Annotated in this window: 18 protein-coding genes; 4 read left to right on the top strand and 14 right to left on the bottom strand. The window is 47.1% G+C overall.

The window, feature by feature from the left end; all coding sequences use genetic code 11:
* The first annotated feature begins 70 nt into the window (after positions 1–70).
* Both elyC and AB3Y96_RS08200 read left to right on the top strand, forming a co-directional pair.
* A complete protein-coding gene (gene elyC / locus AB3Y96_RS08205; RefSeq protein ID WP_367298927.1) occupies positions 71–841 on the top strand; it encodes an envelope biogenesis factor ElyC in 771 nt (256 codons plus the stop codon).
* Positions 838–1,101, top strand: a complete 264-nt coding sequence (locus AB3Y96_RS08200; protein ID WP_072309929.1) for a hypothetical protein — start codon at positions 838–840, stop codon at positions 1,099–1,101. Before elyC ends, AB3Y96_RS08200 begins: the two co-directional genes overlap by 4 nt.
* A 12-nt stretch (positions 1,102–1,113) precedes the next feature.
* Here the strand turns inward: AB3Y96_RS08200 and AB3Y96_RS08195 are convergent, their stop codons facing one another.
* From AB3Y96_RS08195 to AB3Y96_RS08170, 6 genes are all read right to left on the bottom strand, one after another.
* Positions 1,114–2,481, bottom strand: coding sequence for an 8-oxoguanine deaminase (locus tag AB3Y96_RS08195; RefSeq protein ID WP_367298926.1), 1,368 nt, complete (start codon positions 2,479–2,481; stop codon positions 1,114–1,116).
* The gene (locus tag AB3Y96_RS08190) at positions 2,456–3,937 is read right to left on the bottom strand and encodes a uracil-xanthine permease family protein (protein ID WP_175421626.1); all 1,482 of its coding nucleotides are present in this window, start codon (positions 3,935–3,937) and stop codon (positions 2,456–2,458) included. The genes AB3Y96_RS08195 and AB3Y96_RS08190 overlap by 26 nt, the downstream gene beginning before the upstream one ends.
* A gap of 115 nt (positions 3,938–4,052) precedes the next feature.
* A complete protein-coding gene (locus AB3Y96_RS08185; RefSeq protein ID WP_367298925.1) occupies positions 4,053–5,456 on the bottom strand; it encodes a nucleobase:cation symporter-2 family protein in 1,404 nt (467 codons plus the stop codon).
* A 440-nt stretch (positions 5,457–5,896) separates the two neighbouring features.
* Positions 5,897–6,790, bottom strand: a complete 894-nt coding sequence (locus AB3Y96_RS08180; protein ID WP_072309963.1) for a YcbJ family phosphotransferase — start codon at positions 6,788–6,790, stop codon at positions 5,897–5,899.
* 156 nt (positions 6,791–6,946) lie between these two features.
* On the bottom strand, positions 6,947–7,702 hold the full coding sequence (gene kdsB / locus AB3Y96_RS08175) for a 3-deoxy-manno-octulosonate cytidylyltransferase (RefSeq protein WP_367298924.1): 756 nt from the start codon (positions 7,700–7,702) through the stop codon (positions 6,947–6,949).
* 4 nt (positions 7,703–7,706) lie between these two features.
* Positions 7,707–7,883: a Trm112 family protein gene (locus AB3Y96_RS08170; protein ID WP_072309924.1), complete on the bottom strand. Its 177-nt coding sequence runs from the start codon at positions 7,881–7,883 to the stop codon at positions 7,707–7,709.
* 458 nt (positions 7,884–8,341) lie between these two features.
* Between AB3Y96_RS08170 and AB3Y96_RS08165 the strand changes: the two genes are divergently transcribed.
* Together AB3Y96_RS08165 and AB3Y96_RS08160 are read left to right on the top strand one after the other, a co-directional pair.
* Complete coding sequence (locus AB3Y96_RS08165; RefSeq protein ID WP_367298923.1) at positions 8,342–11,566, top strand: molybdopterin cofactor-binding domain-containing protein; 3,225 nt, start codon at positions 8,342–8,344, stop codon at positions 11,564–11,566.
* A gap of 10 nt (positions 11,567–11,576) precedes the next feature.
* Positions 11,577–12,035 carry a (2Fe-2S)-binding protein gene (locus AB3Y96_RS08160; RefSeq protein WP_367298922.1) on the top strand — a complete coding sequence of 153 codons (459 nt, stop codon included), beginning with the start codon at positions 11,577–11,579 and terminating at the stop codon, positions 12,033–12,035.
* Between the two features lie 261 nt (positions 12,036–12,296).
* Here the strand turns inward: AB3Y96_RS08160 and AB3Y96_RS08155 are convergent, their stop codons facing one another.
* The 8 genes from AB3Y96_RS08155 to rpsA form a co-directional block, all read right to left on the bottom strand.
* The gene (locus AB3Y96_RS08155; protein ID WP_367298921.1) at positions 12,297–13,541 is read right to left on the bottom strand and encodes a winged helix-turn-helix domain-containing protein; all 1,245 of its coding nucleotides are present in this window, start codon (positions 13,539–13,541) and stop codon (positions 12,297–12,299) included.
* Positions 13,542–13,678: 137 nt separating this feature from the next.
* Positions 13,679–13,888: a cold-shock protein gene (locus AB3Y96_RS08150; RefSeq protein ID WP_004095731.1), complete on the bottom strand. Its 210-nt coding sequence runs from the start codon at positions 13,886–13,888 to the stop codon at positions 13,679–13,681.
* Positions 13,889–14,094: 206 nt separating this feature from the next.
* Positions 14,095–14,304, bottom strand: a complete 210-nt coding sequence (locus AB3Y96_RS08145; protein ID WP_004095733.1) for a cold shock domain-containing protein — start codon at positions 14,302–14,304, stop codon at positions 14,095–14,097.
* A 319-nt stretch (positions 14,305–14,623) separates the two neighbouring features.
* Positions 14,624–15,610: a tetraacyldisaccharide 4'-kinase gene (lpxK, locus tag AB3Y96_RS08140; RefSeq protein WP_367298920.1), complete on the bottom strand. Its 987-nt coding sequence runs from the start codon at positions 15,608–15,610 to the stop codon at positions 14,624–14,626.
* Positions 15,607–17,355, bottom strand: coding sequence for a lipid A ABC transporter ATP-binding protein/permease MsbA (gene msbA, locus AB3Y96_RS08135; protein WP_367298919.1), 1,749 nt, complete (start codon positions 17,353–17,355; stop codon positions 15,607–15,609). Before msbA ends, lpxK begins: the two co-directional genes overlap by 4 nt.
* Positions 17,356–17,391: 36 nt before the next feature.
* Complete coding sequence (locus tag AB3Y96_RS08130) at positions 17,392–19,659, bottom strand: DNA internalization-related competence protein ComEC/Rec2 (RefSeq protein ID WP_367298918.1); 2,268 nt, start codon at positions 19,657–19,659, stop codon at positions 17,392–17,394.
* Between the two features lie 252 nt (positions 19,660–19,911).
* Positions 19,912–20,196: an integration host factor subunit beta gene (gene ihfB / locus AB3Y96_RS08125; protein WP_004095742.1), complete on the bottom strand. Its 285-nt coding sequence runs from the start codon at positions 20,194–20,196 to the stop codon at positions 19,912–19,914.
* Positions 20,197–20,281: 85 nt separating this feature from the next.
* A complete protein-coding gene (gene rpsA / locus AB3Y96_RS08120) occupies positions 20,282–21,958 on the bottom strand; it encodes a 30S ribosomal protein S1 (protein WP_072309917.1) in 1,677 nt (558 codons plus the stop codon).
* Positions 21,959–22,105 lie beyond the last annotated feature (147 nt).

Genomic DNA, 22,105 nt, shown 5'->3' with positions numbered 1-22,105 from the left:
TTAGAATGAATCTTATCGGCCATATATTCTATCTAGATGTCGTTTTTTCATTCAGAAAGGCACCTGATTCATGCTGTTTACGCTAAAAAAGTTTATCGGCGGGCTACTTTTGCCTCTTCCTCTGTTGCTGCTGATCGTCGCGGTAGGCCTGATTTTTATCTGCTGGACGCGCTGGCTACGGCTAGGAAAAATCTGCATTTCTCTCGGTTGGCTTGGGATCTTGCTGCTAAGCCTACAACCTGTCGCCGATCGAATACTGGCTCCGCTTGAAAATAGCTATCCTACATTAAACCAAACGAGCAACGCAGATTACATCGTGGTGCTCGGTGGCGGTTATACTTTTAACCCTGATTGGGCGCCCAGCTCAAACCTAATTAACAACAGTTTGCCGCGCGTCACAGAAGGGATCCGCCAGCTTGAAATGAATCCCAATGCCAAAATTATTTTCACCGGCGCTGCGGCTATCGGCAACCCGGTGAGCAGCGCACGCGTTGCTGCTAACGTGGCAGAAAGTTTAGGCGTTCCTACGGATAAAATTATTGTGCTTGATAAGCCGCGCGATACGCAGCAAGAGGCTAAAGAGGTGGCTAAAATCACAGACCAGCAGAAAGTCTTGCTGGTCACGTCGGCAAACCATTTGACTCGCGCATTACGCTTTTTTAAGGCCGAGGGGCTTAGTCCGATCCCCGTTCCAGCCAATCAATTAGCTATTTCGTCGCCGTTAAATCCTTGGGAACGTTGGCTACCTTCGCCGCTTTATCTTGGTCATAGCGAACGGGCATGGTATGAAACTTTGGGGAGTTGGTGGCAGGCAATTATCACGACAAAGGGTGAAAAATGAGACTCCGACTGATTAGCCTTTTTACGGCGATTATCGTATTTGAAATGCAGGTAGTTTTACTCGACTTACTTTCTAAAGCTGAAAATATGCCCGTAAGCTTCAATCCGCTCAATGCTATTAGCGCAGTGGGATTTGTACTCGGATGGACGACGGGACTAAACACCGTGATGGCGCTGATCGCAGCGGCAGTTGCTCTTTTACTTATCCCCATTGGCGTCTATTGTCTTTGCCATGCTTGGCTTAGACAAAGACGCCGCTGAAGGTGATATCAATTACAGCCGATGTCTATTCACTAATAAGCATGCTAAACGATTGTGATGTTGCACAACCGAAGGTAAGTCAATGGTCTGCAATGTCCCTTCACGGATGACAACTTGCCCATTAATCACGCTGAAAGCCACATTCCCTGGCGTACAGAAAACTAACGCCGCCAGCGGATCGTGTTTAGCCCCTGCAAGATTCAAAGTATTGAGATCAAACGCGACAAAATCAGCGGCCATACCCGTGGCTAAATAGCCAATATCGTCTCGGTTAAGTACTTTCGCACCACCACGCGTCGCGATCTCTAAAGCCTGCCTTGCATTCATGGCATCAGGGCCGAAGCCAACCCGCTGCAATAGCAGCGCCTGCCGCGCTTCTGCGATCATGTTTCCTGCATCGTTAGATGCTGAACCGTCAACGCCAAGGCCAACAGACACACCTTCATCAAGCATAGTGCGAATAGGAGCAATGCCTGATGCCAATCTCATATTTGAACATGGGCAATGCGCCACACCGGTTCCGGTTCTCGCAAACAACGAAATCCCAGCCCTATCCAGTTTGACACAGTGTGCATGCCAAACATCGGTTCCAACCCATCCTAAATCTTCGGCGTACTGCGCTGGCGTCATGCCAAAGTGCGCCTGACTGTAGCTTACATCGCTGTCATTTTCAGCTAAATGGGTATGAAGTGAAACACCATGTTCGCGCGCCATCTGCGCTGTTTTCACCATTAACTCGCGGCTAACAGAAAAAGGCGAGCAAGGAGCCAACGCGATACGTAACATGCTATAGCGCTGGGCGTCGTGGTAGCTATAAATTAAGCGCAATGAGTCTTCTAAAATAGCCTGTTCATTTTCGACTAATTCATCTGGCGGTAAGCCTCCTTTACTGCGCCCTACGCTCATACTTCCTCGGCAAGCATGGAAGCGCATGCCTATTTCACGAGCTCCATCAATGCTGTCGTCTAAACGACAACCGTTTGGATAAACATAGAGATGATCGCTGGAAGTGGTACACCCCGAAAGCATCAGCTCAGCCATCGCGGTTTGAGTCGAAACCCGGATCATCTCTGGGGTGAGTCCAGCCCAAATGGGATAAAGATTATTTAGCCAGTCAAAAAGCTCACCGTCCTGCGCATCAGGTATCACACGCGTCAAAGACTGAAACATATGATGATGTGTATTGATCAGTCCAGGAATAACGATATGTCCACGCAGGTCTATTTCTTCATCTGCCGGTGCAGCACAAAGCTCGTCACCACCAACGGCAACGATGCGATTTCCCTCCACCAGCAGGCAACCACCTCTAATTTCTCGTCGTTCGTCATCCATCGTGACGAGTAATTCCGCGTTCTTAAAGAGCAGCGTTCTTTTGTGCATTTTGTCTCTTCCTCCGCATAGCGATATATTCGCGCGTCGTGCTAAAGACCTCTCGAGCCGCCGTGCTGTTTACATTGACCTCTTGCAGCTCGCACTCTTTGCACCCAGGGATTTTTGCTTGTCTATCGCGGCCATTCAGGATCAAATTAGCGCCTATTGCCACAACGGTACCAATGGTAATCCCGCTGTGTAGGAACATCTCTGCGGCCTGTGGCATTTGTTGAAATAACTGAGGAACCATCACCGGTAACATGCCAAGACCGAGCGTTAACGCTACAACCATCCCATTATTGTTATTACGATAATCAACCTGTCCCAACGTTCGAATTCCTGACACAGCAACCATGCCAAACATAACGATCCCTGCGCCGCCAAGCACTGGCTTCGGCACAGCGACAACAAAGGCCGCGAGTTTTGGGAACAGACCAAGAGTAATAAGAATGCAGCCTGCTACTCCAACAATGAAACGGCTGCGAACACCGGTCATGCTGACAAGCCCTACGTTTTGAGCAAAGGCTGCATAAGGGAACATATTAAAAAAGCCGCCAAACAACGTTGCAGACCCACAGGCGTACAGGCCACGTTTTAAGGTTTTTTGATCTGCTGGGCGATCAACGATTTCCCCCATGGCCATCATCGAAGACATGGTTTCTACCATGACAACGACCATCACCATACACATCAACACGGCAGGAAAGAGATGAAATTCAGGAACCGCAAAGCGCATTGGGTATGGGAATGTCATCCAACTGGTCGATGCCACTTGGGAAAGATCGAGTTTTCCCATGAAGTAATATCCCAGTGTGCCAATGATAATTCCCACCAGCACAGCCACATTCTTCAACATGCCTTTGCCAAAGGTATAAATTAGCATCACTACGGCCAACGTAAATAAGGCCATCAGCAGCGAACCGTAGCTGCCGAAACTTACTGCATCGAGATCTCCACCGCCGATCCATCCTCCTGCGACCGGTAAGATCGACAGACCAATAAGCGTCACTATCGTGCCCATAACGGCTTTAGGGAAAAAGCGGACAAGTTTGCATACAAAAGGAGCACACAGTAGCGTAAATACCCCGGCAACAATAACCGCGCCTGAAATACCGCCAATGCCATACTGTTGGCCGATAAGCGTCATCGGAATAAGCGCAGCGAAGGTGCACCCCTGAACAATTGGGAGTTTGCTACCAATAATATTCAATAAGCCTATTGACTGCAGGATCGTACCGCAGCCACATATAAAGAGATCGGTGCTGATTAAAAATATAATTTGTTCCGGCGTAAACCCAACCGCCTTACCAATAATTAAAGGAACCGCAATGGCACCGGCATACATGACTAATACGTGCTGAAAACCGTAAACCAACATTTGTCCAATCGGCAATATTTCATCGACAGGATCGACATCTGCTTTCTTTTGAGGGGAGGTTTGGCTCTCCTGTAAATAATTTTCCATACGATTAATCGCTTTCACAATAACGCCCTCTATCTGCGAGTATTATTTATACATTTCATTTGATGGCATGTAGAACATGGCCCCTCTCCATGATCGACATCTCGGTTAAATCTGTTTATTCAGTTATTTCTTGTGCAGCTTCATTTTCAACGTTATTGCTATCTGATTCCTTATCTGGATGATAGCCATTGAAATAGAGATTGAGGCTTACCGCGCATACGGTAGCTAATAAAATACCGCTATGCAGTAATGGCTGAATTGCCGCTGGTAGCTGGCTAAAAAAATCATGTGACACGGTAGGTATCATGCCGATACCAATACTGATAGCAACGATGTAAAGGTTGTAGCGATTGGTGCTGTAGTTAGCACGTGAAAGAATACGGATCCCGGTTGCCAGAACCATTCCAAACATCACTATACCGGCACCGCCCAACACGAACTGTGGAATAGAGGCAACGATAAGCGCCATTTTAGGGATCAAGCCGAAGAGAATTAAAATCCCGCCCGACATAACACAAACCCAACGGCTGGAAATACCCGTTACGCTAACCAAACCAACGTTCTGTGAAAAAGAAGTATGTGGAAAACTATTAAATAGTCCGCCAATAACGGTGCCGATTCCATCTACTCGTAAACCACGAATAATATCGGCTTGTTTAGTTGGTCTTCCCACAATATCGCCAAGGGCAAGAAACATCCCCATCGATTCGATGAAGGTAATTAGCATAATAATGGTGAGCGTAAGAATACTGACAGGTTCAAATGTAGGCATACCAAATGCAAATGGCTTTATAGGAGCAAACCATGCGGCGTTATCTAATCCAACGAAATTCACCTTCCCCATAGAATAAGCAATGGCAAAACCAAAAAGAATGCCGAGCAGTACAGAAATATTACACAAGAAACCTTTAGCAAAACGGGTCACTAGCAGAATAAAAACCAGCACTAAGAGCGAGGTACCAATATATATTGGGCTACCGTAATCAGGATTACCTTTTCCACCGGCGGCCCAATCAATACCCACCTGCATAATGCTAATACCGATAGAGGTAATAACTACGCCGGTCACAACCGTCGGAAACAATGGCATAAGTCGCCCAATCACGGGAACGAGTAATGTTGCAATAATCCCTGATGCTATTGTGGCACCGAATATTCCCGTCAGCCCTATATTAGGATCTGCGCCAATCGCCAACATCGGGGTTACCGCGGCGAATGTGACAGACATGATAACGGGGAGTCGGATACCTGCGAAACGGCCAATACCCAAACATTGCAACAGCGTCACTACGCCGCAGCAGAAAAGGTCTGAACTAATTAAAAAAGCGATTTGGTCTTTTGGTAAACCTAGGCTGCCCCCGATAACCAGAGGCACAGCAACGGCACCAGCATACATAACAAGAACATGTTGCAAACCTAACGTGAACAGCTGCGCAATTGGTAGCCTGCGCTCAACGGCATCGTCTAGCGGCATGCTTTTACTGTGCTCTATTTTTAGATGCGGATTTATCACGCTCATGGACACATCACTCCTTACGGCTCGGCTAATATGGTGGATAACCAGCTACGATTCGAGAACCTTTGCTCCCCTATTTACGGATGTACAGCGTTTTCATCAGCGCAAATGTTTTTAAGGTTGATAGAACACATCAGTTATTTGCGCACATGCCAACTATGCACAGAGCATGCGAACTTTTATTTATGAGAGGAAAAATAGGGAGATAAACGAAATAATTGCGGGCGGTATCACATTTGATACTTAATAAGACGTTATATTTCAGCGAAATTAGCGAGAAAAAGCATCAAGGGAAAATGAGGTAGGTAGTTTGTTTAACCAAGAAAAATATCAAAGTGGTAGCGGTTTGTATCATTATCAGATTATCACCTCTCATAGTGATTGATAATTAACCAGCAAATCGATATGACTTGCCGGCTCTCATACTTAAATTCAGTCAATCATTATCCCAACCAAGGAAGCAGTTGCTGAGCTGCGCGTTCGACAACAGGACGATCTACCACGCCAGTATGTAAATAGCGTCCAATCGACTCCCATAGAACATATAGCCAGCGGCGTACCATAAAATCATCGCTCACGGGTGCTTTCTGCAAATAGGAGTAAAGCAATTCGGTAGCCATCCCGTCCTCGCTCAGGCGGAATAGATCGTACTCACGCGGTGCCCAGAGCATCATACCGGGGTTAAGCATGGCAAGCAGTTGATCGCTTTTGGGATCTTTTAGCATGCTTCTTAGGGTTAAGTTGCCATGAACCAGCACGCAGCTATCGTCGAAACCCGCAAACAGCTCAGGCAATTGTTCTTTACTGCGAAACAAAATACGGCGAGCTTCAATACTTAAATCAGGCGTTGGCATATTACCAAGCGTGGCCCAGATGACTTCTAAACGCTGTGCGTACCAGTGCGCCCAGCGATTTTCCTGCACGCTGTCAACGTTACCGACACAACCGTGGCTATCAATGCGGTGCCAAGAGAGGATCCCTTCTGCAATTTGGTCTTTTAAGCACGACCAACGCTGTGGCGTTCGAGTCGGTGCTTCGACGGAAACGCCACGTAATCGTTCAATTAATAGAACTTCTTTGAATGGCGCCTGATGGGTTGTCAGAACGCCATAAACCGTTGGTAAGCGGATATCGCCCTGCCGTGCAAGCATCGACAGCTTGTAAGCTTCCTGTTGGGCAATTCCTTGGCATAAAAAGGTCTTAGCCACCAAGGGTAAAGGCGTGCCCTGCTGATTATAAAGGGCAAAAAGGCTGGCATATGGCTGTTCACTGATCTGCTCTAAGCGGCCAATTGACTCACCAAGAACAACGCTAAGCTCGGCTTTTAAATGATCCATATTGTGATACAGGTTTTGCTGCATTGCGCGGTACCTTTTTTCACCAGATAGAGAGCCATCATGGCGGATTTATCAAGGTATTGTATTCGACTAGATCAAAAGAGCGTGCACTTGCACGCTCTTAATTTAAACCTAAATGCCTTGCGATAAACCGACCTATTGAGCCGCCGCAAAAATAGCGCGCACTGTTTCCAAGTCTTCAATGGTGTCAACGCCTGGGCTTGGCGCGGTTTTAGCAACATCCACATGAATTTTTTCGCCGTACCAAAGCACTCGCAGCTGCTCAAGCATTTCAATCTGCTCAAGATCGCTAGGTGCCCAAGTGACATAACGACGAATAAAACCAGCACGATAAGCGTAAATGCCAATGTGGCGCAGGAAAACATGACCAATTTCATCACGAGATATCGCAAAACGATCGCGGTCCCATGGGATTGTCGCGCGTGAGAAATAGAGCGCATAGCCATTTTTATCACAAACGACTTTTACCGCATTTGGATTAAATGCTTCTTCGCTAGTAGTAATCGGTACCGCCAGTGTCGCCATGCCCGCTTCACTAGCGGCCAAATTCTGCGCCACCTGACGGATAATTGCCGGCGGGATCAGCGGCTCATCGCCTTGAATATTGACGATAATTTCATCGTCTGCAAAGCCACACTTCTCAATCACTTCAGCCAAACGTTCGGTGCCAGAATGATGATCGGCTCGCGTCATGCAGACTTCACCGCCCGCCGCTTCTACGGCTTTTTTAACATCTGCATGATCGGTAGCCACGATAACGCGCGCAGCGCCAGACTCCAGCGCTCTTTCCATAACATGCACAACCATCGGTTTGCCGCCAATATCGGCTAAAGGCTTACCCGGTAGGCGTGTCGAAGAGTAGCGAGCAGGGATAATAGCAATAAAACTCATCAGATTATTTCTCATCCACTGGAAGTATGCGGGCTTCATTCTCGAGCAATACTGGAATGCCATCACGCAGCGGATAGCCAAGACGATCCGCTTTGCACACTAATTCCTGATTTTCTTTATTGAAGTAGAGTTTTCCATTACAGACGGGGCAAGCAATAATTTCGAGTAAGCGATGATCCATGATTGTTCCTAAACGAGTTCTTGTATCAGCGAAAAAGCATGGTGTAAGGATAACTCGCAACAGCAAAATTATCACGGCTTGTATGACCATACGGTTAAAAACCGTTTAATGAACCGCTCTACCTATCAGATTGATAACACAACATCTCATTATGACGTTTATTTGTGTTTCAGCCGTTTTACCTCTAGAAACGCACAAATCCAAACTGTTCAAAAACCGTACCAAGTCACCGCTATCATACGGCTGTTATGCGAGATAAATCACATATTAAACGTACCGTTGGACCATTTTTCCGTTGTGGCACAAGTGTTGAATCTAATTCAATCAGCCATGGATAGCGTCGAGCATTTCCCCCTCAAACTCGCCACTTTTCATTACTTTTAATCACTGTTAACTCTGATGGCCAGCCATAACAATCTGGTTCGTAATAGCGTTACGTAATACGTAAGGAGATACCCATGAGTGCGCCTAGCACCTCATCATCAATCCGTCGCGTCGATGGACTGGCAAAAGTCACTGGAACAGCCGTCTACGGCAATGACATAACCCTACCCGGAATGTTGTATGGCGTGTGTCGCTATGCCGATATTGCCGCTGGAAGAATTGATAACCTCGATCTTAGTGAAGCACTAGCGGTGCCAGGCGTTGTCAAGATCGCAACGTATCAAGATATCCCCGGCGAACCCGTCGTTGGCATCATGGTGAAAGACTACCTTCCTATTATTAAAGATGAAGTCGTTTTTCACGGTGATGTAATTGCGGTTATTGCCGCAGAAACCTACGAAGCCGCCTGTCTGGCAGCAGATAAAATTCATATTTCTTATACACCTTACGCGCCCATTACCGACGTTGAGCATGCGCTAAAACCCGACGCGCGGCTTATTCATCCGGAGAAAGGGGATAATATCGCGGCGCATCATCACACGATTAAAGGCGACATCTCAGCGGGATTTTCGGCCAGCGCACATATTCTTGAGCGCGAATATGAAGTCGGTTTTCAAGAGCATGCTTACATTGAACCTGAAGTGGTGCTCACTTGGCTCGATCCCACTGAGCGCCATTTGATTATCTCTGGCTCCATTCAAAACCCACACCGCGTACGTAGCTTTGTCGCTAGATTCATGGGCTGCCCGCAGGGGCATATCAACATTAAACGCGCGGTGATGGGCGGCTCATTTGGCGGTAAAGACGATATTATCGATCATCTTGCCTGTCGCTCTGCGCTACTGACAACGCTAACCGGCAGGCCGGTCAAATTTTGTTATACCCGCGAGCATTCTATTTTAGAAAGTTGTAAGCGACATCCCTATAAAATGAAATATAAGGTCGGACTGGATGATTCTGGCCAGATCTTAGCCATGAAGGTCGATATCCTCGCCGACAGTGGAGGGTATGCGGCTTCAACGCCTTTCGTTACCTGGCGAAGCTCAGTTCAGGCTGCGGGGCCTTATCGTATCCCCAATATTCGCATCGACGTGACCGGCGTATACACTAACAACAGCTACACCTCTGCCATGCGAGGCTTTGGCTCACCGCAGGTGGTATATGCCAACGAATCATTAATGGACGAAATCGCCGAGTATTTAAAGATATCTCCCGTCGAAATTCGTCAAATTAACGCATTAAAACAAGGTGATGCTTCGATCACCGGACAAGTTTTTGACAAACATACCGTATCCGCCCTTGAGGTTTTAAGCAAAGCAGTCACCTCAGCTGAATTTGATAGCAAGCGCCAGCATTATGCTCAACTCAATCAACAAGGTGGCGTTTATCGCTATGGCATCGGTCTCGCCCTCAGTTACCGCGGGTGCTCTATTGGCGCCGAAGGTGTCGATACGTCAACCGCGCTGGTGCAGGTTAACGAAGACGGCAGCGTGAATATTGCCACTTCCGTATCCGAAAATGGCCAAGGGCTACAGACAACGATGTCGCTCATCGCCGCAGAGGCTTTTGGCATTCCACTATCCGAAATAATGTTTAGCGAGCCACCGACCTCAGTGATTGGTGATGGTGGCTCTACTGCCGCCACACGCGGAACACTCGTTGGCGGCGGCGCGATCCTTGATGCGGCGGTTAAAATTAAACAACGTATTTTAGGCGTTGTGTGCGACGTGCTGGGCACGAAAGAATTAGATAATACGCTGTGGCAAAACGGGTTTATCAGCAACAAAAATAACCCATCACAAACGATAGATTTCAAAACCGCCGTCAACAAAACCAAATGGGCAAGCGTGAGCCTGACCGAATATGGCTGGTTTGTACCACCGCCAATTCACTGGGACGAGGAAAAAGGAACCGGCAGCCCCTACTTCACGTGGGTTTATGGCTGTCAAATTGCCGAGGTGCGCGTCAACACCAGCACAGGGAAAACGGATCTTATTCACGTTACGGCAGCACACGATGTGGGCCATATTATTAATCCTGTGGGTTTCAATGGGCAGGTCAGCGGCGGAATAGCTCAAGGATTTGGCTATGCGCTACTCGAAGATTTCAACATTGAAAACGGACAGGTAAAATCAGAAAACTTCGATACCTATCTACTACCAACTATTAAAGATATCCCTGAAATCACCATTATTGGTGTAGAAAACCCCGATCAGGCAGGCCCTCTCGGCGCTAAAGGTATCGGTGAACCCGCCACTGAGTTAGCCGCAGCGGCTATTAACAACGCCCTTAGCTTTGCCTTGAACGCACGTTTCAACAAACTACCACTTACTCTTGAGCAGGTTATTTTAGGTTATAACCTCAAAAAACCAGCTCGGCAAAGCGAGTTAATGGTTGAAACCGATAACAAAAAACAGGTTTTACGTTTAACCGATGTCACGGTGACAAGAGCCCAAACGGTACCAGAAGCCTTAACGTTGCTTGCTCAGGATAACGTTAGCATTATTGCTGGCGGCACCGATGTCATTGTTCAAGGGCGATTGCAGACCAAGGCCATGAACCTCATTGATATATCGCGCATACCTGAACTGACGCAGATTACCGAAGATAACGGAGCTGTCGTCATTGGCGCCGCGGTAACATTTAACCGTATCGTCGAACACGAATTGGTTAGAGAGCGTTATCCCCTGCTCGCTCAAGCGTGTAAAACGGTTGGCTCAAACCAAATTCGTAACCGTGCAACTATCGGCGGCAATATGGTTAACGCTGCGCCCTGCGGCGACTCACTACCGCCCTCAATTATCTATGATGCCCAAATTGAGCTGCAATCGCTTGATGGCGCACGGCGCATGCCGCTGTGCGAATTCTTACAGTCGGGATATAAAACACAGCGTAAGCCTAATGAACTGATGACAAAGGTCATATTGCCACCGCCACCAAACCCAAGGCCACACGCTTTCTATCACCAATTGGGGCGCCGAAATGCGCTGAACATTACCCGCCAGAGCTTAACCTGTCTGATTTCTTGCGATCCCGATGGCACAGTGAACTATTGCCGTTTAGTCGATGGGGCGCTGTTTAGTAAACCGCAGCGACTTCTCGATATCGAACGCTGTTTACTGGGCCACCGACTCACACAGGAAACAATCGATCTCGCCTGCCAGCTGTTAGAAAAGCTGATTTATGCCGCTATCGGCAAACGCTGGTCAGCTGCCTATAAACAACCTGTGTTTATTAATATGTTCCGCGACATGATGGTGGAAGCCGCTGGTTCTCTCTATCAATCAGAGCTGGCATAAGGAGTTAATGATGAGCAATATCAAAGTGAAGATAAACGGCAAACTGATTGATGCGCAGGTGACAGGGCAAATGCGCTTGCTAGATTTCGTACGAGATAAATTAAGCTTAACGGCAACAAAGGAAGGGTGTGCCGTTGGTGAGTGCGGCGCTTGCACCGTTATCATGGATGGAAACGCAGTTTGCTCGTGTTTGGTTTTAGCTGAACAATGCGATGGTGCCGACATTACCACGCTCGAAGGGCTACGTGATGATCCGATAACCAAAAAACTTCAAAATGCGTTTATTGAGCATGGCGGCGTGCAGTGCGGCTTCTGTACCCCTGGCGTTCTTGTTAGCACATCGGCATTACTGGCCAAGCACCCTAACCCCAGCGATGAGCAACTCATGGATGCACTTGAAGGTAATATTTGCCGCTGTACGGGTTATCAACCGATTATCCAGTCAATTCATGCCGCGCTGAAAGACTAAAGATCGTCTTGATGTGCCAAAGTAAAAATCGGCCTAGTGCCGATTTTTACTTTTATTAACATTAAACACTCATAAACAAAACATGTTGCAGTTGGTTTTGCAGAGGAGTAAATTACCTAACGTGATGTATATCACAATTTCCTGCAAAAACTAGAAAGTAAGATACATATGAAACTGCTGCATAAAATCATCGCAATGTTCGCCAACTACAGTAACTAATTGGCCGAAGGGCAATGGAAACGACCATTGCCCTTTTTGCATTTAAGCCTGTGTAGATACCCCATCCAGCAACCAACCGTCCCCCCAAAAATACCGCCAATCATCGGGCTGATACTGAATTTTAACTTCGGTCGCCTGCTGCCAAGCGGCAAAAAGAGTAATAGCAGCTTTCAGCTCAGCCCTCTTTTTCTCCGTAAACCGTACACCTTTTTCTTGATGACACGATTTCAGCTCCAGCACCTTTTCTTTGCGATGCATTTTGGCATCGATCCGACCAACTAGAGCGCCACGCTGAAGTATCGGTAGCGAAAAGTAGCCAAAGTTTCTTTTAGCTTCAGGGGTATAGCATTCTAAGCGGTAGTCAAAACCAAATAATTCAGATGCACGCTTTCGGTCCCATACAACAGGATCAAAAGGAGAAAGCAGCGTAGTATGCGTCGCTTTTATTTCATTGTTTTGTGCCTTTGCTAATAAATGCGCAAGGCTATGATGAATATAGTAGAGCTCTTGGGTTTCCCTTTGCCGTACCCCAATAATCTCTTGGCTGTCCAACATGTTATGTATCATCTTTTTGGTATCAATTTTCTTAAGACGATAATAATCAGCTAGCCACTGCGCTTTAAATACGCCTAGGCTGCGAGCACTGTTTGCCATCATTTGTTGTTGAGCAAGCGCTGAGCTAATACTGTTTGCATCATCATTCCACTCTGGAATGACGCGTTCAGGCAAGTCGTATACGCGGTGAAAATTAATTCGCTCTTTCACCATCAACTGGCCACAGGAAAATAGCGTTTCCAAATGTCGTTTCTCTGGTTTCCACTCCCACCAGCCGCTGGTTTTTTTATTCTTTGCACTAAAGTCAGTGGCTTTAACAGGCCCATTGTGGCGGATATGAGTGAGCAGTTTGCTAATGTCGTCATGATGTTTCTGATGCCACTCAGGGGAATACTTCCATCCCATATTTTCCGGGGCCATCATCTGTGGACGAACCAGCCGATAATCCTCTTTTGGGATAAAACATGCCTCATGCGCCCAATATTCAAAGATATCACCGTTGCGTAAAGCCTCATCTAGCCACCGCTCTGAATACAAACCCAGACGTGAAAACAACACCAGATAGGGACTACGAGCGACAACGTTGATTGTATCAATCTGTAGCAGACTCATTTGGCGTATACACGCAATCACATCAAGGGGCGTTGCTTTGTGCCTGCGCGGTTTATCTAAACCTTGAGCATGAAGATGAAGGTTTCTAAGCGCACTTAAGGATAGGGATATTTCAGCCATCGTAGCCAGACGAACCTCATGATGAGAAAGCCGGAGAGATGATTATACGCGAAGCTTATCGAGTTGCAGCAGGGAAGGGAAAACAGTTCAGCCAGCGTGAAGATGCGTAGGGAATAACGCTGGCTGATACGATGTCATCAGTAGGCGATGACGTCTTCTGCGGTGAGACCGCGACTACCTAGGTAAGTTGAAAATTCAACGCGCTGACCTTCTGTCAGTAATTTTTTGCGTGAATTAGCAATGCCTGAACGATTAACGTAGATATCATTTCCACCATCCAGTGGAGAGATAATACCGAAGCCTTCAGACTGGCTATACCATTTTACGAGACCCATTTTCAGTGTCATATTTTTTTACCTTATATTTACATCCCTCTAAATTCTAGTTCAGATTAGGATGTGTAGCTCATATTCAAGTTATCGTTAAGAACCTCTTCGAGCGGATTATTAAAAACAAAAGCCCGCCAATGGCGGGCTTTCTGGTCTTGTTACTGACTCCGCAGAACGCGCTGCGATAACGATCAGTTCAGTATCAAAACAAGTTCTCTGTAATCTTACAGAGCAACAACATTCGCAGCAGCCGGCCCGCGCGGGCTGTCCTGAATGGTGTATTCTACACGCTGGCCTTCGGCCAGAGTTTTGAAACCTTCGCTAGCGATAGCAGAGAAATGTACGAATACATCTTTACCGCCGTCGTGCTGTTCGATGAAACCGAAGCCTTTGCTTTCGTTAAACCATTTTACCTGACCGGTCTTCTTAGTCATTTGTATTACCTTTATAACTGATATCACTTAAAAATTTGCCCTAAGGCGTAGAGGCCGAGCTCAGAAGATTACTTATGGATGGCACTAAGAAGATGGTTCGTCTAACAAGCGGAATCGGAAGATAACGTCTTAAGGAGGAACTGCTTTATCTCATGTCGTGCATAAATAGGTCTATATCACAGGCCGCAGTCATTTACTCATAAAGGTGATTGATGAGCAAGTTTTTCTTTTAAAAAAATGACGCTACGGAAGTATTTAAACGTAAAACTATATGCATTCGAAGATAAAAGAAGCTGATTCATTTATTATCATTTGAAAATTAAGGATTAATTTTAATCAAGCTCGTAATTTTTGCTAACAATTCATTCCCTTGTTCAGCCGGAATTTCTGCATTAACTGGCAGATACCACCAATTAGGTTGAGCAAATTTGCGACATTTTACTGCGTCTTTTTCAGTCATTAACAACGGCTGCCCTTTCGGTGTCAACGCACTTAATGTCTTCAGATCATATTCTTGGTGATCGGCAAACGCGACTGTGTTGACTACTTGCGTACCCAATTGGCTCAGCGTGGCAAAAAAGCGAGGAGGATGCCCTATTCCCGCCATTGCAACAGCCGGAGCTAAACCATCGGCAGCACAGCGTTCACCAGTATGTATATTCACTAAAATACGTCCAGCCAGCGTCATGGGTATTTCGCCAACGGCAGCCTTCCCACCATTAGTGATAACCGCATCTACGCGCCGCAAACGCCCTACTCTCTCTCGCATAGGCCCTGCAGGTAACCACCAACCATTGCCAAAACGACGAACGCCATCCACAACAACCAGCTCAACATCACGCGCAAGCGCGTAATGCTGTAGGCCGTCATCGGTGATGATGACGTCTACTGGGGCATGCTGAAGTAAAGCTTTTACTGCATCGCTACGCTTAGGAGCAACGGCAACTGAAGCCCCCGTTCGTTGATAGATGAGAACAGGTTCGTCTCCCGCTTGCGCCGTTGACGTTTCACTATTCAATAATAGAGGGTAATGATCCGAGCGCCCACCATAGCCACGCGACACGACACCCACGCGAAAACCACGGGTCTGTAACTGTTCAACCAACCAAATAACCACGGGGGTTTTACCGTTGCCACCCGCAGTTAAGTTACCGACCACAACAACTGGGCAAGGTGCTTTCCAGCTTTTTAACCAGCCTATGCGATAAAATAATTGGCGGATACCGCTCACTAAGCCATACAGCCAAGAGAGCGGTAACAGGAGCAGGTATAAAGGCGATTGCCCAGACCAGATGCGCTCAATCATTGCCCGAATTGCAACCTATGCAACTGAGCATACGCCCCATTCTTCGCCAATAGCGTTGCATGATCGCCACGCTCGGCGATATACCCATCTTCAACCACGATAATTTCATCGGCTTTTTCGATAGTTGATAAGCGGTGAGCAATAACCAACGAAGTACGGTTTTTCTGTAATTCATCTAGCGCGGACTGAATCGCACGTTCAGACTCGGTATCTAGCGCGGATGTAGCTTCATCCAAAATAAGAACCGGACTATCGCGCAGCAACGCACGAGCAATAGCGATACGCTGACGCTGCCCACCCGACAGCAATACGCCGTTTTCGCCAATGACGGTGTCTAAACCGTTGTCCATTTTATCAATGAAGTCCATCGCATATGCCATACGAGCTGCTTCTTCGATTTGCTCACGGCTATAAACTTCATTACGTGCATAGGCGATATTGTTCGCAATGGTATCGTTGAAGAGGTGAACATTTTGCGAAACCAAGCCAACCTGATTACGTAGAGAACTCAGCGTATATTCACGTAGGTCATGCCCATCCAGCAGGATCTCGCCCTCTTGAATGTCATAAAAACGCGTCAACAGATTTGCAATCGTTGATTTGCCGGAACCTGAACGCCCAACGAGGGCCACGGTTTTATTGGCAGGAATTTTAAAGCTCACGTTTTTCAGCGCAGGGGCGCCTTTATTGTTATAGCTGAAAGTAACATCACGGAACTCAACATCACCTTTAGCACGTTTAACTTCCAGCTTACCGGTGTCTTTTTCCTGTTCGAGATCCAAAATCGCAAACAGCGTTTGACATGCTGCCATACCGCGTTGGAACTTAGCGTTGACGTTCGTCAGGGACTTCAGTGGACGCATTAATGCAATCATCGAAGAGAACACTACGGTAATTGTACCAGCAGACAGTGTATCCATTACCGATGGGATGCTTGCTGCATACAGCACGAAAGCAAGGGCAAAGGAGGCAATCAACTGAATAATGGGATCTGAAACAGAAGACGCAGCGACCATCTTCATATTCTGCTGACGCATCCAGTTACTGGTTTTGTCAAAACGCTTGCTCTCAACTTCCTGCCCACCAAAGATCAGTACTTCTTTATGACCTTTTAGCATCTGTTCCGCGCTAGTGGTCAGTGTGCCCATTGTGTTTTGCATATTCTTACTGATGTTACGAAAACGCTTTGACACCATGCGAATCGCGATTGAAACCACAGGAGCAATAACAATCAGAATCAGAGAGAGCTGCCAGCTGTAATAAAACATCATACAGAACAATGCAATAATTGAAGCACCTTCACGCACAACCGTAATCAATGCATCCGATGACGAAGAGGCAACCTGCTCAGAGTCATAGGTGATTCGTGATAGCAGCGTACCGGTCGACTGTTGGTCAAAGAAGGAAACCGGCATTCCCATCATATGGCTGAACAAGCGACGACGCATATTCATTACCACCTTGCCGGCCACCCAAGAGACGCAATAGCTGGAGATGAAACCAGAAATCCCGCGTACGATCATCAATCCAATAACGACGAATGGCATCCATTTCAGAATATCGGACCCTGTCTTGCCAAAACCATCATCCAATAATGGCTTTAACAAGGAGAGCATGTAGGCATCGCTACCCGCGTTAATTACGAGTGCGACTGACGCAACAATCAGTCCTGCCTTGAAAGGAGAGATCGATGGCCATAAGCGACGAAATGTTTGCCAGGTCGAAAGATCTTTGTCATTCAGCATTTAGTTAACCAGCTTAGGATGAAATAGCGGATCATTTTACTCATTATGACTCCTTACGCCAAACCAACCGTGATACCAACGTGGATTTAATTGCGTTTTTAGTTCACTTATTCGCCAATTATCTGTTTTTGCCGTCATTATGACCTCTCCAGCGTGTGCTGTATCATGCCAATGAATACTTTGATTGCGATAACGCGCAGTCACTTTAGGTGAAGGAAAATGCCACGGAGAAAATCGAGCCGAGGAACTTATCGCTTCTTTTGGCTCAACCGTACGCAGTAAAAGGCTACTCGACGAGGTATTGCTGCCATGATGTGGCACCTGCAAAAGATCGGCTTTAAGCTGCTTTTTCCATCGCTGTACCAGTTGAGTTTCCGCTTCAGTTTCAATATCGCCAGTGAGCAGAATTTTACGCGCCCCCACTACAACCATGACGACACAAGAGTCATTATTTTTCGGGGCAGCAATCTGACGAGGTGGCCAAAGCACGGTAAAACGCACGCCTTGCCAGACCCAATCGCTGCCAATATGGCAGGAAAAATCGCGAGGATCCGGGCTTCGCACCCAAGCGAGTGGAAACGCATGACTGAGAGAATACCGCCCACCGCTATGGTCTGAGTCGCTATGGCTAATAACCATGCCATCCAGCACCAACCCATGCCACCGCAAGTAAGGAATAATTTCACTGGTGGCAATATCTCCGCCATCCCATTTATTACCCACATCATACAAAATTGCATTACCGCGACGTTCGATAAGCACCGCCAGCCCGTGCCCGACATCCAGCATATGAACGCGCAGGTCAACATCATCACTTTCTTTAGCACCGAATATCCAAAGATAACACGCGGCTTGAACAGCACACCAAAGCGGCAGCCCTGCTTTAGAAAAAGAAAAGTTAATAACAAACAGGGTCAAGAGACTCAAGCTTACCCAGAGCCCGCCAGTGCTAATATCTGCCCAGAACGAGGGCCCGCTTGATAATCCCCATTGCATCATATCTAGCAGATATCCTGCTGCGTGCCATGCACCTAACGGGTCGTTCCACCAACAGGAACCAATGCCCACTAAAATCAGCGGTACAACAAGATAAGTCACCAAAGGCACGGAAAAAAAATTGGCCCACAGCGCACTCCCGCTAATGCCATGAAACAAATAAATTTGTACGGGCATCAGGCACACAGCGATACCAAATTGCAGATGTAATAACCTGAGCCAAAAGAATCGCTTTTGTATTTGTAATGATGAGGGCAATGGCGCAAGCCAATACCAAAACAGAAGGCTTGAAACTACAATAACAGATAGCCAAAAGCTGTCAGACAGCAACACAAGTGGATCCCAAACCACCATGAGACAGACCACATTCAGCAGATATTTCTTGGGGGGGATAAATTTTCCCCAAACGCCATAACCAGCGATAAGTATCATCGCAACGCCAACCCGAATGGCTGGAGGATTGGCGCCTGCAAGCCATACATAACCCCAGCCAACACCCATCATCATTGCCATTGGAAAATAGGGATTAATCCAACGGAGAGGAAAACATAGCTGTATCGCCCTTGCAGCACACCAGCCCAGCATCGCCGCCAAAGCGATGTGCAGCCCCGAAATGGCGAGCAAATGAGACAAACCATTTAAGCGAAAAAGTGAATTCTGCTCACGCGTGAGCAGCGCTCTTTCACCAAAAGCCAATGCGACGAGAATGGGTTTAGATGATGAGTCCGGTATCGCTTTTATCGATCTGCTTATAATCTGTTGTCGCCAATCACACCCACTAGACAAACGTTGATAAGCCGTCGGCATGCCTTGCAAAACGACATGATGACTCACTGATGTTCGTTGTGCATCGTACCCACCCAGGTTAAGACGCCCATGAACGGGCCGCAGGGCAACGGTTAGCGTCCACCGTTGCCCTGCACAAAATGGATAACGCTCTGAGTTCCAATATAAGGTGATATTGAATCTATCTTTCACATTTTGGCTATTAACCTTAGAAACGCGGAACATTACCTTATCCTGTGGCGAAACGACGCCAAGCGTTACGCTAACGACGTCTCCCGTTATTTTGACGGTCCGAGAAATATCATCGTCCAAAGGTGCTAATACACTCTCAGCACAAATGATCCCCCATGCCAGTCCCAGCATAACAAATGCGATTTTTCGAAAACGCCCAGAGCAAACATAGAAAAACACCAGTGCAATAGACAAGACCCCATAGGCTACATATTTAGCGGGCAAGCTCGGCAGAAACATTAACGGCAAGCAACCTAACGCAACACAATGAATATGCTCATCCCATGTCATTCTCACCTGTGATACCTCTCACTGAGCAGATACAGAATGTTGACTTAACTCAGTGGAAGCAAAAACTGGCTATATCGAATAATGCATAAGAGATTGAAAGGAATCGTAGCAACAGCGTTCAGCTCAACTTTTTATTGCGAACAGCATCGCTAGTTTTAGCAGGAGAAGATTAAAAACAAGGAGGATATATGGATGAATTTTAGATATGAAAACGGCACCCGAAGGTGCCGTTTTAGACTCTAAGCAGGTTGCTTAAGCGTAGATGTTCGCCCGGTCACGTAGTTCTTTGCCAGGTTTAAAATGGGGAACGTATTTACCTTCCAGTTCCACTTTATCGCCAGTTTTAGGATTACGACCGACGCGAGGCGCACGGTAGTGAAGTGAAAAACTGCCGAATCCACGGATCTCAATGCGTTCACCGTCAGCAAGCGTTGTTGCCATATGCTCAAGCATTTCTTTCACTGCATCCTCAACCGCCTTTGCAGGCAGATGTGGTTGCTGGCTAGCAAGTCTTTCAATAAGTTCGGACTTGGTCATATTTCCTCCAAGCTATTTCCCCTCATTGGGGAACGCACTTTGCAGCTTAACTACCGTTACAGGGCGGCCGAAACCGCCCTCATCATTATTCGCCTTTAGCTGCTTTAAATGCTTCAGCCATAGCGTTAGAGAAGTTTGGTGCATCTTCCTGCTTGTTGTTAACAACAGCAATTGCATCTTTCTCATCAGCTTCGTCTTTAGCACGTACAGACAGGCTTACAACGCGATTCTTGCGGTCTACGCCAGTGAATTTAGCTTCAACTTCGTCGCCTACGCTCAGAACCAGAGTGGCATCTTCAACGCGGTCACGGGAAGCTTCAGAAGCACGCAGATAGCCTTCTACGCCATCAGCTAATTCAACTGTAGCACCTTTAGCGTCAACTGCAGTTACTTTACCAGTAACAATTACACCTTTCTTATTCATAGAGATGTAGTTGTTGAATGGATCTTCTGCCAGTTGTTTAACACCAAGGGAGATACGCTCGCGCTCTGCATCAACCTGCAGAACAACTGCTGCGATTTCGTCGCCTTTCTTGTATTCACGTACTGCTTCTTCGCCTGCAACGTTCCAGGAGATGTCAGACAGGTGAACCAGGCCATCGATGCCACCGTCCAGGCCGATGAAGATACCGAAGTCAGTGATAGACTTGATTTTACCTTCAACCCGGTCGCCCTTGTTGTGGGTTTCTGCGAACAGCTGCCATGGGTTAGATTTACACTGCTTCAGACCCAGGGAGATACGACGACGTTCTTCGTCGATATCCAGAACCATAACTTCCACAACATCACCAACGTTAACAACTTTGGATGGGTGGATGTTTTTGTTGGTCCAATCCATTTCGGAAACGTGAACCAGACCTTCAACGCCTTCTTCGATTTCTACGAAGCAGCCGTAATCAGTCAGGTTAGTCACGCGACCAGTCAGTTTGGTACCTTCTGGATAACGCTTAGCAATAGCTACCCATGGATCTTCGCCCAGCTGTTTCAGGCCCAGAGATACACGAGTACGTTCGCGGTCGAACTTCAGCACTTTAACAGTGATTTCGTCGCCCACATTCACGATTTCGCTTGGGTGCTTAACGCGTTTCCAAGCCATATCAGTGATGTGCAGCAGGCCGTCAACACCGCCCAGATCAACGAATGCGCCGTAGTCAGTCAGGTTCTTAACGATACCCTTAACTTCCATACCTTCTTGCAGGTTTTCCAGCAGCTGATCGCGTTCTGCGCTGTTCTCAGATTCGATAACGGCACGACGAGAAACAACAACGTTGTTGCGTTTCTGGTCCAGCTTAATGACTTTAAACTCAAGCTCTTTGCCTTCGAGGTGCAGAGTGTCACGTACCGGACGAACGTCTACCAGAGAACCTGGCAGGAATGCACGGATACCGTTCAGCTCGACAGTGAAGCCACCCTTAACTTTACCGTTGATAACGCCGGTAACAGTTGCAGCTTCTTCGTAAGCTTTTTCCAACGTGATCCAAGCTTCATGACGCTTAGCTTTCTCACGGGACAGCTGAGTTTCACCGAAGCCGTCTTCAACTGCATCCAGAGCAACATCAACTTCGTCGCCTACCTGAATTTCCAGTTCGCCCTGTGCGTTTTTGAACTGTTCTGCTGGAATTGCAGACTCAGATTTCAGACCAGCGTCAACCAGTACGATATCTTTGTCGATAGCAACAACAACGCCACGAACGATGGAACCCGGGCGGGTTTCGATTGTTTTTAAGGATTCTTCAAAGAGTTGAGCAAAAGATTCAGTCATATTGATAATCTTCAGGGTTCTTTATTTTAACGTCCATCAGGCATCCTGCTAGATGGGGTTGTTTAACATGCCCCGCGACAATCCATAGCGGCAGGGAGGGTAATATTATACATCGTTCAGCAATATTAGCTGAACAAATTTATCAAT

It is taken from the genome of Hafnia alvei (assembly GCF_964063325.1).
Taxonomy (GTDB): Bacteria; Pseudomonadota; Gammaproteobacteria; order Enterobacterales; family Enterobacteriaceae; genus Hafnia; species Hafnia alvei_B.
This window is presented reverse-complemented; position numbering and strand designations above follow the sequence as displayed.